General features: G+C 44.6%; 12 protein-coding genes. 3 read left to right on the top strand and 9 right to left on the bottom strand.

The window, feature by feature from the left end:
- Window positions 1-26: 26 nt before the first annotated feature.
- The 5 genes from CXF83_RS02295 to CXF83_RS02275 all read right to left on the bottom strand — a co-directional run bounded on the left by CXF83_RS02295 (window position 27) and on the right by CXF83_RS02275 (window position 3,969).
- The gene (locus tag CXF83_RS02295) at window positions 27-224 is read right to left on the bottom strand and encodes a twin-arginine translocation signal domain-containing protein (protein ID WP_101090114.1); all 198 of its coding nucleotides are present in this window, start codon (window positions 222-224) and stop codon (window positions 27-29) included.
- Between the two features lie 154 nt (window positions 225-378).
- The gene (locus CXF83_RS02290) at window positions 379-1,044 is read right to left on the bottom strand and encodes a TorD/DmsD family molecular chaperone (RefSeq protein WP_101090115.1); all 666 of its coding nucleotides are present in this window, start codon (window positions 1,042-1,044) and stop codon (window positions 379-381) included.
- A gap of 10 nt (window positions 1,045-1,054) precedes the next feature.
- Window positions 1,055-2,734, bottom strand: coding sequence for a 4Fe-4S binding protein (locus tag CXF83_RS02285; RefSeq protein ID WP_101090116.1), 1,680 nt, complete (start codon window positions 2,732-2,734; stop codon window positions 1,055-1,057).
- 144 nt (window positions 2,735-2,878) lie between these two features.
- On the bottom strand, window positions 2,879-3,502 hold the full coding sequence (locus tag CXF83_RS02280) for a DUF3306 domain-containing protein (RefSeq protein WP_101090117.1): 624 nt from the start codon (window positions 3,500-3,502) through the stop codon (window positions 2,879-2,881).
- Window positions 3,499-3,969, bottom strand: coding sequence for a DUF3305 domain-containing protein (locus tag CXF83_RS02275; protein WP_101090118.1), 471 nt, complete (start codon window positions 3,967-3,969; stop codon window positions 3,499-3,501). The genes CXF83_RS02280 and CXF83_RS02275 overlap by 4 nt, the downstream gene beginning before the upstream one ends.
- A 293-nt stretch (window positions 3,970-4,262) precedes the next feature.
- Here CXF83_RS02275 and CXF83_RS02270 point away from each other — a divergent pair, with 293 nt between their 5' ends.
- Entirely contained in the window at window positions 4,263-5,090 is an 828-nt protein-coding gene (locus CXF83_RS02270; RefSeq protein WP_232775011.1) for a formate dehydrogenase accessory sulfurtransferase FdhD, read from the top strand.
- A 45-nt stretch (window positions 5,091-5,135) separates the two neighbouring features.
- The gene (locus tag CXF83_RS02265; RefSeq protein WP_101090120.1) at window positions 5,136-6,041 is read left to right on the top strand and encodes a helix-turn-helix transcriptional regulator; all 906 of its coding nucleotides are present in this window, start codon (window positions 5,136-5,138) and stop codon (window positions 6,039-6,041) included.
- A gap of 8 nt (window positions 6,042-6,049) precedes the next feature.
- Here the strand turns inward: CXF83_RS02265 and CXF83_RS02260 are convergent, their stop codons facing one another.
- From CXF83_RS02260 to CXF83_RS02250, 3 genes are all read right to left on the bottom strand, one after another.
- On the bottom strand, window positions 6,050-6,421 hold the full coding sequence (locus tag CXF83_RS02260) for a nuclear transport factor 2 family protein (protein WP_101090168.1): 372 nt from the start codon (window positions 6,419-6,421) through the stop codon (window positions 6,050-6,052).
- 123 nt (window positions 6,422-6,544) lie between these two features.
- On the bottom strand, window positions 6,545-7,597 hold the full coding sequence (gene rlmF / locus CXF83_RS02255; RefSeq protein ID WP_101090121.1) for a 23S rRNA (adenine(1618)-N(6))-methyltransferase RlmF: 1,053 nt from the start codon (window positions 7,595-7,597) through the stop codon (window positions 6,545-6,547).
- 61 nt (window positions 7,598-7,658) lie between these two features.
- Window positions 7,659-8,057, bottom strand: a complete 399-nt coding sequence (locus CXF83_RS02250; RefSeq protein WP_101090122.1) for a flagellar basal body-associated protein FliL — start codon at window positions 8,055-8,057, stop codon at window positions 7,659-7,661.
- Between the two features lie 154 nt (window positions 8,058-8,211).
- Between CXF83_RS02250 and CXF83_RS02245 the strand changes: the two genes are divergently transcribed.
- Complete coding sequence (locus tag CXF83_RS02245) at window positions 8,212-8,781, top strand: chorismate--pyruvate lyase family protein (RefSeq protein WP_101090123.1); 570 nt, start codon at window positions 8,212-8,214, stop codon at window positions 8,779-8,781.
- An 87-nt stretch (window positions 8,782-8,868) separates the two neighbouring features.
- On the opposite strand, the gene CXF83_RS02240 is transcribed toward CXF83_RS02245, so the two are convergent.
- Window positions 8,869-11,706: an immune inhibitor A domain-containing protein gene (locus CXF83_RS02240; RefSeq protein WP_101090124.1), complete on the bottom strand. Its 2,838-nt coding sequence runs from the start codon at window positions 11,704-11,706 to the stop codon at window positions 8,869-8,871.
- Window positions 11,707-11,709: the final 3 nt, after the last annotated feature.

Below are 11,709 nucleotides of genomic sequence, written 5' to 3'. Positions count from 1 at the left end.
TCCTTTAATTATTGACTACGAAACGCTTATTTACTGCGTAACGACGCATAATAACTACGAACATGATCGGACTCTTGGTAGCCATCGCCTTTCGCAGCGGGGGCAACTTCAGGTGTCGCAGCTAGCGCTTGACCACTGACCGTTGCCACTGCGCCAGCGGCACTGCCGATCGCCAATGCTTTAAGCAGTTGACGACGACCCATGTCGGAAGCTTGCTTCTTCATAGTGTCTCCTTTGGTTTTACTGATATTGAGATAATTTGCTTAATAAAGATTAAACGTATCACTCATTTAATATAGAGATTGCTCTCTTTTTTTGTCTATGCCTGCTAACTCTAAGACTCAGCAGACATAAATTCAGCCTTACACTAACAATGGCTTACGAAGCCAGTTCGTTAGTGCTTGGTTCAATCTTTTCCGCTTCGCTGCCTGGGCAGTTAACTGGAATATTTAAACTTAACTGTTCAAACTCATTTGCTTCGATAACAAAAAATGCTTTTGCAAGTTCTGCTACCGTGGCATAAAACGCCGCGCTGGGTGTTTTAGCTAACGTTTCGCAAAAACGTGCAATCCAGCTACCCATATGGCGCTGATAGAACGCTAGCTGACGGTAACCTGGTGCTTCAAGGATCAAAGTGCCCATCACTTCGCATAAAGCGGCAACGTGATCTTCAGGTTCTTTCACTTCCTCTTCGCGCTCGAAACCAAGCTGCATTAGGTCATTACGTAACAAGGCTAATGGCTTATCCATTAGTGACCCTGTCATAAACCAGCTGCCATAAGGTAAGATTTCACCACTGCCCACACCGAGGAAAATATCGAAATACTCATCCTCAAGCTGCTCTGAAGTGAATTGCTCTGCCGCCAACTTGAGTCCAACCCAAGCTTTGGTCATATCGCTATCGTCATTAGCATCAATCTCTAATCCCGCTAAAAACTGCAATAATTCGGTGCTAGGCTGGCGACGTAATAGTGCAGCTAGTAGCTGATAAATATCCGCTCTCAACTGATCGTTTTCTGAAACTTCTCTTACTAATTCGGTCATGGCTAAACTCTTATCGCAGTTGCTTTTCAGGATCTTGAAGAATGTCTTCAAACATGTCTTTCACTCGACAGTCGCCACACATCTTTAAACGATCTGTGTTGGCACTGAAGGCACTGTGGGTTCCTACCACTTCTAGCATCCGTTTGACCATGGATTGCGTTGCGAATGGTGTGCCGCAAGTAATACATTCAAACGGGGCTTCCTCATGTAAGGTTTGACGCGCCTGACGCGCAGCTTTATCTAAATTAACCTGTGGCGTTAAGCTGATGACGTTTTCAGGACAGGCGGCTTCACATAGTCCACATTGCACGCAATCTTGCTCTACAAAGTGCAGTGAAGGCAGGTCACCACCGTCGGTTAACGCTGCAGTAGGACACGTTGCCACACAAGACATACACAAGGTGCAGCTCTCAACATTAACGCTGACACGGCCATAAGGGATGTTACTTTGAGACAGGCAAGTGTCGACTGATGCCGCTTGGTTATTGAGATGATCGATAGCCTCATAGATCGTTTCACGCTTGGTTGTAGCCACAAATTCTGCAGGTACTATAACTGGCCAGCTTGCGCTGGTAGTCAGCAGTTCAGATAACTCATCTGCACCCGCTTCCGTTAAGTGATGTTCGCTGATTAAGCTAATACGACGTGGTTGCCCCATCTCATCGAGAATGTCGTTGGCTAACGCCAGTTCACCCTTCAGCATTTGAGTTAGTGTAGGCGCTGTAGCATCAGTGTTAAGGATCAAGATTTGACGAGCGCCCCAGGCAAGAGACGACATCCAGTGATCAACACTAGCGACGGTTATCTCTTCCAATTCAACAGGGATAATATCGCCCGCTAATTGGTCAGTGACCAGTTCTGCACCTTTACCAATATCATGGAACAACACGACAGGGGCTATTTGCGCTTTCGAGCGAAAACGAGTCACCAGTTGATTCAGATAGGTATGCATAGATTGCGGAGTCGGAAGGTCATAACTAATCGCGCCTGTTGGGCACGCATTCGTACAACTACCCGCACCGTGGCAGAGGTATGGATCGATTTCGATTTTTTTCTCAACACTGGCAATCGCATCTGCGGGGCAGAAATTCAAGCAACGAGTACAACCTTCATTACCATTACGATTATGTGCGCAGATGTCGCTATTAACTTTGATATAACGCGGCTTGTCGAACTCGCCGATTAGATCGGGTAACTGCTCAATTGCTTCGGCTAGTTTGACTTGATCTTGGCCAACATAAAAATAGCCAGGCGGTAGCATTTCAAGGTTAATACAAGGACTCATGCTCAAATCAAGAATCAAGTCGAAATGCGCTTTACGAATAGCAACAACACTTAAATCCGCACTACCCTCTTCATGTTCAACTTTAACTTGGAATTGACCAAGGAAACCTTTTATCTCGATAAGCTTGTTGTAATAGCTCTCAACATCTTCAGCTGAAGTCATGACGAGCTCTAAATGTGCTTCGTCTTGGCTAGTGATGGCTTCGTTTGCCAAAATGGCACACTTACCCATGTGGGACAATTTGTCGGCTGCTAGACGCGCCAAGTCTTCTGGCCCGATAACGAGCACATTGCCCTCGGTGGTATAACTCACGGTCGGTGGGATTAGATTTTGAATAACCTGGGTCCCAGCAAGAACCTGTTGTCGAACCTCTTTGAGTCCAACTTGTGTTTCACGATTGCTCACATTGCGTTCCTGAACAGTTCTTTGGCTGCTTCTATACTTATAAGTTGCTGTTTATTTAATGCGTCTATCATTAACGCCAGCTTTACCCTAAGTACAGCAATTCACATACCAATATTGTGGAATTAAAAACACTCTATACTGACGTTAAACAACTTTGTTTGTTATGGCGTCTGGGTGCTCTGGTTCATTTTGGGCTAATTCATCATCATCAACGTCCAAAATGTCCGATACCTGTTTAGTATCGCTAACAACTTCAGTTTCAACAGTATTTTCAGCGTCGGTCATCTCATCTGACTCAAGCTCTGAAACTGTTTCAATTTCGTTCTCCTCCTCATCATCTTTTTCTTCAACGACATGACGGAATACTTTCTTTGCCAATTCAGCAGATACTTCAGCCGACAACTTAGGTTGATTACTGTAGTCCAATGCATATTCAAGCAGCCCATCAATCTCACTAAAATGAGGCTGTTTCCAAAGGGCTTTTAGTGCAGCAGATTTAGCAGCAGGGTCTACGTTGGCGCCCATAAAGCTGGCAAAACTGCCACCAACTTCAATCTTTTCTGGATCTGGAAGGTCTTCCGCAGTGAGCAGTGTTTCTTCGCCAGACTCAATGACCTCAGCATCAGTACTTTCTGCTGTGGTTAACGTCTCTGACGGTGCGAGTTCAGCTGTTACCGATTGTTCCTCAACGGCTTCAGACACCTCTATATCAGCTTCCTGCTCTACTTTCTGTCGACGCAAGTTCCAACGTGACAGCAAACCACTCATGAGTTACCCGCTAAATGATTGGTACTTGGACCTTCATTCTTGCGTCGGTTAACATGTTTCGCGCGGCGATGAGCCTTGATTTCGACTTCACCATGACGAGTAATAAACGCTTCAATCCAACACGCGATAGCGGGTGGCATCAGAATATTAAGCACCGGGGTATCGCCTTCTAGGCAGCTTGCTGCAACATTTTGATCAGCTGATAGGGCTGCGGGGATCCAGTCACCGTCATGGTTTTCATCACAAACGATGTATAACATAGCGTTATCCATGTCGATATTGATACGGTAACTACCGCGTTCGTCTTTATGCAGTTCTAGCAAGACGAGAGTGGCACCTTCTGGTGCGGCGTGGGTAGCAGGAAGGATTTGATCGACTTCCCACTGTACTGAGGTCCATCTTCCGACTTGTGTCTCAATCTTTTTAAGAGAAACGTACATTGGCCATTGGCTTTCGGTATGTTGCATTCAGTCTCCGTCTTGCCTGAGATGGCTGCCTAAATGACAGACCAACTAAATAGATACTTATCTAACAAAGCAATTTATGTGCCACACAGTTTGGGCAAAATAGTTTGAACTGGATCAACTAATATCATCCAAGACTAGGACATTTTGTCCAAATAGCAATCTGCAATAGGACATAAAAGGGCGACTGATAGCTAATAAATGTGATCTGCCACTAACTTTATCTCTTATAAAGTTAGGTACAGATATTGCTTAGTATTAGACGCATTTAATTCTCTTAACTGATGATGGGCTATATGACAGCAAACAAGAGCAACCCAACTTTAATCAAAACTAACACCGAAGTCCCCCTGACAATTGCAGTGACAGCAATTAATGAGAAGGGCGAAAAAGTGGATAAATTTATTGCTTGCGAACGCCCACTCACTGTTTATTTAAACTGGCGTCCGATAGTAACCTTGATGACATTAGGTGCCAGAGCAGAAGCTCTTGCGTTAGGTTATCTCAAGAATCAGGGCTTTATTTCTGACCTGAGTAAGCTCGAATCTGTCATTGTCGATTGGGATGTGAGCTCAGCCGCGATTATTACCAGTGAGACAATCGAAGATTTAGATGAAAAACTATCGGAGAAAACAGTCACTTCAGGTTGTGGCCAAGGGACGGTATACGGCAGTTTTATGGCTGGCCTCGATGACATCAATCTGACAACACCACAAATTAAACAAAGTACAATTTATAGCTTACTTAATAATATAAGTGCCTATAACGAAACTTATAAGAATGCCGGCGCCGTGCACGGTTGCGGTTTATGCCAAGGCGACCAGATAAAAGGTTTTGTTGAAGATGTCGGTCGTCACAACGCGGTGGATACACTTGCTGGTGAAATGTGGCTTAATCATGATTTCGGACACAACAAATTATTTTATACCACTGGGCGCTTAACCTCAGAAATGGTGATTAAAGTTGCCAAGATGGGCATACCCGTTCTGCTTTCTCGAAGTGGCGCCACGCAAATGGGGTTAGAGTTAGCACAACAAATGGGGATTACTATGATAGCTCGCGCTAAAGGTCGCCACTTTTTAGTTTATAATGGTGCTGAAAACATTGAATTTGATGCTATTTAACCTGCCAAATGATGACCAAACGATTTTGCGCCACAAGGACAGAAAATGACTGAGCCAACAGAACTGATCTACATGAGTGCTAGACAGGTCTCGGAGTATCTTGATCTCAATGAGAAAAAAGTCTACTCAATGGCGAATGATCGTATTCTCCCTGCGACTAAAATTACTGGTAAATGGCTCTTTCCTAAAATATTAATTGACCGTTGGATTATGGACTCTTGCCACAGCGGTATGCTATCAGATCGTATGCATATCACTGGCAGTGATGACCCTTTACTGTCGATGTTGGTCGCTCGCATGATGTCGCAGGTCGGTAAAAGTGAGCTCATCAGTTATAGCTCCACGGGCTCCCGTCTGGGGCTAGATCTATTATCTCGTGGTTATGCTGATGTATGTACTTTACATTGGGGCAGCGTTGAAGAGCGTGCAATCCGTCACCCTGCTTTACTGCAAGGTTACGCAAACCACCAGCAATGGGTGATGGTGCATGGTTATACCCGTAAACAAGGCTTAATGATGCGCCCCGATATGCATCACCGTTGCCAAGAACTGGACAAAATATCCCAACAGTCTTGGCGCTGGGTTGCACGTCAGGCTGGTGCTGGCAGTCAACAGCACTTAGAGCAATGGTTAATGAAGCAAGGCGCTGCGTTTGAGCAATTAAACTCAAGTTTAGTGGCACAAAGCGAGCGAGAACTTGCGGGTTATATTGCCAGAAGTGATGCGGATATCGGTTTCGGTTGTCAATCTGTAGCACTTGAAAGTGGTTTAAGCTTTGTGCCATTGGTAACAGAGTCTTTTGATTTTGTTATGCCACAAGGCATTTACTTCAGACGTCAGCTGCAACGTTTATTCAATTTACTGGCCGAGCCACAAACAAAGCAATTAGCAGCAACACTCGGTGGGTATGACTTAACGGATTGTGGCAAACTCCTTTGGAATGGACAATAAGCCCACTGTCAAAATGGTTTACAGGGTGTGCCCTGGTGAAACACCATTTGCCAAACCTCTTGGTGGTTACGCCAAATAGAGCTTCGCATAGAAAAGCTGGTGATGTTATTACCAGCTTTTTTTAGCTTGGCGCGATAAAAGACCTGACATAACCCAGCTTTGAGCTCTCGCACTTCAAAATGGCTGGTTTCAATATACGGGGCGCGTTCATCCGGTAATCGAGCGAGTACTTCCGCTTTACCAAAACGACAACCCGTTGCGGTAAACTCCATAAAGTCATCACTAATTAGACGTTCTAGCTCCCCCCGAGATGCTCTCACCTCAGGCTTCTGCAGATATAGCTCCAACTGTATGAGTAGATGTTCTAACTTGAAATTCACCACTAAACCCAACTAACTCAACCACATTGCTATCAGTCTAGGCTAAGTTTTGAAATAATTGAAATAGTTCAGCCGGTTATTTCGAACTTTAAATACACACCGGTAAGAAAGCGCATTAATAGCTTAAAGTTGATCCCGATATTGCTGCCATAACTGTTGCTGCTCAAGCGTTAAAAATGTCCAAGCCAAAATACGGGTAATTTTGTTACCTTGGTGCATCTCAATCACTTTAATCTCGCGCGCTTTAACTTTTTGCAGTAACGATTGCGCAGGCTTTAAATTCTCTTTTTTAGATACTAAGGTAGTGAACCATAAACATTGATCGGCAAACATTTGGCTTTCGGTGATCATGTTACTCAAAAACTGCCTCTCGCCGCCTTCACACCAAAGCTCCGCTTTTTGACCACCGAAATTAAGCACTCCAGAATCAGCTTGTGGTACTGCAACTGTACTTTTCTGCCCAAATTTAGCGGCACGATTTGCGGCAAGGTTAGTGAGTTTACGTGTTGTCCCGGCATTCGCTTCGGCAAGAGATGCGTGAAAAGGCGGGTTACAGATAGTGACATCAAAACGGTCACCCTTACCAATAACACCTTGAAATACATGTTGGGAGTTACACTGTAATCGAGAGGAAAACTTGTTACTAAGATCGGGGTTATTAGCAAAAATTTGTTGGGCATTGTTGATTGAAATAGGATCAACATCGCTACCAACAAATTGCCAGCCATAAGATTGGATCCCCAACAGCGGATAAATAACGTTCGCCCCGGTACCAACATCCAACGCCCTAATTTTTTCACCTTTAGGCACACGCTGCTTACTCAATTTGGTTATCGCTAGCAGATCAGCTACATGATGAATGTAATCTGCCCGTCCCGGGATCGGCGGGCATAAAAACCCTGACGGAATATCCCAAGCATCTACAGCGTAATGATGCTTAAGCAAAGCAGCATTGAGTGCTTTAACCGCTTTAGGCGCAGAAAAATCTATCGATAAATTACCAAATGCATTGGTACTCACAAATGGCTTAAGTTCGCCATAACTGTTCATTAACGCGGGAAAGTCATAGCCTGCATTGTGAAGATTACGCGGATGCATCCCTTTATTTAGCTTTGGAGCGGGCTTGTCAGTTGTCACAGATGCTAGCGTAGTAGGCGTTTTCGTCGGTTTATTCATGTTCACTCTGCTGCATAACTTCACTATGGCGACGTAAAAATCGATATCGGCTAAGGTGATTTTAATCGTATAGATATTTAGTAAAAAGTAGATTAACCACCAGATCTTTACCTGTTTCTTGTTCTAGTAGGCGATTGACCATCTCATAGCACTCTCGCCTAATTTCCTCTTTACCAGTCAACGACTTCACTTTGTCTTCAGTTTGATTACCCAAAATCTCTACGATCGCGGCTCGTAATAACGGATCGTGTCTTTCCAAACTCACTAAATCTTCAGGATTTTTTACCATTAACTCAACGCTAAGCCTGACATAGCCCAGCTTATTTCGATTAGATATGTAGTTAGTGACGATTTCAGGCTCAAAACCGTAATAAGCGTATTCCTCTAGCGGTTTGTCATTCGCAGCAAACAGACTAAAGCTGCTTAAACCTAAGAGTAATATCGCGATAATTGTTTTCATTGTGGAACTGACTCCTAGTCGATATGTGATGAGGCAAAACCTCATGCTATTTTCTTATCACGCCAACCTACCCGTTCAACGCCGACAACGGCTATCTGGGATGACACTGGCATGCTAGACTGCTTCGGTTTGCTAACATTGTACCGAGAATTAGATGAGTGTGACTAGGTTAAGCTTCCCCTATGGTGAATCAATTAAGTGGATTTCACCAGAAAAAATAACTAATTTGCCTTCGCCGCCTTTTAAAGATTGGTTGCTAAGCACCAGTAGTTTGACTGAAAAGCTAAAAGCTCAATGCCAACATTTCGAAGTAAAAGTACTAGGTGAAGACACCCTTTCACCGCTGACCAACGAGTATCCCGATTATCAACAAGTGTGGATCCGTGAGGTATTGTTAGTCTTGGATGGCGTACCTTGGATTTTTGCTCGTACATTAATCCCTGGACGTTTGCTCGAAAAAAAGCAGCAGGACTTTCTGGGCTTAGGTACGAGACCGTTAGGGGAGTTGCTCTATTCTAAAGATGAATTCACTCCGGGCAGAATTGAAATTGCACATTTTGAGGCTTGTAGCAAAATAGCCAAACTCGCCGAATCGTTAGACCAAGATACCAGCCATGCACTTTGGGGGCGTCGACGTTATTTCCAACATGAACAAGAACAACTCATTGTGAGTGAAATATTCCTACCAGCCGCTCAAAAGGCCATTGCGGCACTCACAAATTAATCGCCGTTACATTGTTCAGATTAGAGTAATAAGGCAAGCCACTTTACGCAAATACAGTGCTTGCCCAAACTGTCCAAGTTTAAATATCTAAGTCCAAATGTCTATTCGGCCACTCAGCATAATTTTACGGCGATAACCCGCAAGCAAACATAAGAGCCCTATCGATAACATGCCTAAACCGCCCCCGCTGGAACTACTCTTCTGAGTCGTGGTGGTTGTCACTGCTGACGCGACGTTGATCATACCTCTCATAACACCGATTTTACCTAGACTATCCGTTACGGTGAGTATTACATTATAGTCGCCTGCTGCTACGTATGTATGTGATGGAGATGTCTCGATACTGGTCGCGCCATCGCCAAATTGCCATGCATAGCTCAGCTCACCGCTGCCACCCACCGATTTATTATTAAAGGTCACCGACAGACCACTCACGGTTAATGTAAAACCAACATCTAGCACTGCGCTAACATTCACCGTCGTGCTATTGGTAAACTCAACGCCATTGCCGTCAGTAATGGTCAGTGTGACTAAATAGCTGCCTGCATTATTGTAGGTATAGCTAGCCGCCGCCTCAATGCTCGTTGCACCATCGACACCAAAGTCCCACGCATATTGGTAAGTGCCATCACCACCACTGACAGCTGCCGTAAAGGTAACTTGAGCGCCCTGTTGGCTTTGAGAAATAACAGCGCTCAACTCTGTCGACGGCTCAGTCATCCCACTATATTTAAACTGCACAGTCGCGCTGCGACTATTTTCTGCTTGTGTCATCACCTCTATCGATAAACCGAGCTCAGGTAATGCCATGCCAGACTCAGGCTGAAGCGGCGCCGTATAATCGCTGGCGTCATCAAATAGCTTGTTAGCCGATAAATGCTCATCAGACGAGCCGCCATAGCTGAAAAATGATTGGTTAAAGAGGCTAAACGCAGCATCACGGATCTGAAACTCAGAATCTAAACTGCCAATCAAATTCTGATCGGCATCAACAACTCCAATCAAGCTGTAGCCTGCATGTTTGCTGACTTCATTTGAACTGTAATCATTGTTCTCTAACCAAAGCACCACCCCAGGGTCGTAACGTTGACTCTTCAAACCTTTATCAACGCCTTGGAGACTCCGTAGCTGAACAATGTAGCGACGATCTTTACCTGGTCGCGTATCAGTGACACGTAAAAAACCGGCGTAAGCAATATCCGTTAAGGTTTCCGCGCCATTGAATAACACCACGGTATCAGCTTGATTAATGCTGATATCATCAATCACAATACCGTAATCTCCAACGGCTTGATCAGTAACGTAATTGATTGCTAAGCGTACATTGCGTCCAGCATAAGGACTTAAATCATACTCGAGCTCGACCCAGCCATTGGTCCCTTCGGCCGCAGCCAAATCACTCGACTTGCCCGTTATGATGTTACGTGCTGAATTTCTTCCATTGCTGGCTTTGGTGTAACGCCCTTCCAGCGCAATACCATCAACCATAATTTGAGCATAATCATAATCTAACTCAATACTCCAATGCGCTTTCATCAATAGTGTTAACGGTGTCGCCACGGGGAGTTCAATATCAAACGACATCGCATGATTAATCATGTCACCTTGATCAGAATAAAATTGGTAATCCCCCGCATAAGGGGCGGTAAAACTAACTTCCTCAGCAGGGATAGCCAGTGACACCTGATTAACTTGATCATGATTCACCGCCTCAACTAAGGCGATATCCAGTCCCGATGAGTCGAGTGTGTTTAGCAAAACTTTTTGCTCAGACACCCAATTGCCTTGATATTTACCTTGTAGGTATGAACGTGCATAAGGGCTAAATCCAGTGGGTTCGGTACCTCGAATGGCACCTGACCAACTACCTGAAGCCATAACTGACCAAAAACCGACGGGTGAGCCTTTGCCTTTAGCGCTAATATCGTATTCATCTGGTAGGCCAAGATCATGACCGAATTCATGTACGCATACCCCCAGTGCCGCATCGATAGGCTGAATAGTATAACTAGACAGCTTCATACTGGTTCCAGGGATAGTGTACGGAGTGATTGATGAACGATGCGACCAAATAGCATCGGCACCTAACATTCCTCCCCCTGTTTCTTCACCAATACTGGAGTGGAAAATCATCACATGATCTATCTCACCATCAGGTTCGTTTAAGTTACCATTTTGGTTAACGTCAAACGGGTCTTCAACATCATAAGTCGCTAATTCAGTACTACTCATCTGGGCTGTGGCGGCACTCACGGCTTCTTTAACCAGCTCTATTGCCCCAATATCATCATCTGCATCATCGTTTCCACCATAAGCTGCCGCGTTATTTGCCGCTCGGTACCAGCCTTTAACGTCACCGGTAAAAAAGAAACTACCACCCGATTCAGCCTGATAATACTCATAGCCTGTCATTAACGTTTGCCCTGTTGGGCCAGCATAACCATTGGTCGAAAACAGTAAGTTGTTATAATGTTCAGCAGTATAAGCGCTGTAATACATAGAGGTATCACTACTGCTTAAGCCATTTTTGTCATAAGGGAGATCGGGGAAATCGATCAATACCGCCAACACTTTAACGGTTTTGTTGGTGATACTTTGTGTTTGTGCAGCTGTAAAACTGACAAACTTATTTGTTTGCTTTTTTTGCTGCAGGCGGGCCGCTTCGTACCGAGCTTCACGTAGCGATATTTTTCTCGCCCCTCTTGAACGAGCTATAAAAGCTTCAACAGCCTGTTTTTTTTCGGTATCAGATGCACTGCTGGCGACTTCTCCCCGCTTAATTAACCAATAAAGAACACGCTCTTTATCGACAATATTAGCATCCGCGGTAGTGCCATAAATGGGGACTGCCAACGCTGTATTCATCACGACCAAAGCACTCAGTAAAAAGCTAATAACGGCACTTTTTTGGAAAAAACCCTTCATCTC

It is taken from the genome of Shewanella sp. Choline-02u-19 (genome assembly GCF_002836205.1).
GTDB lineage: Bacteria > Pseudomonadota > Gammaproteobacteria > Enterobacterales > Shewanellaceae > Shewanella.
The sequence above is the reverse complement of the archived record's forward strand: the minus strand, read 5'-3'. Positions and strand labels throughout refer to the sequence as shown.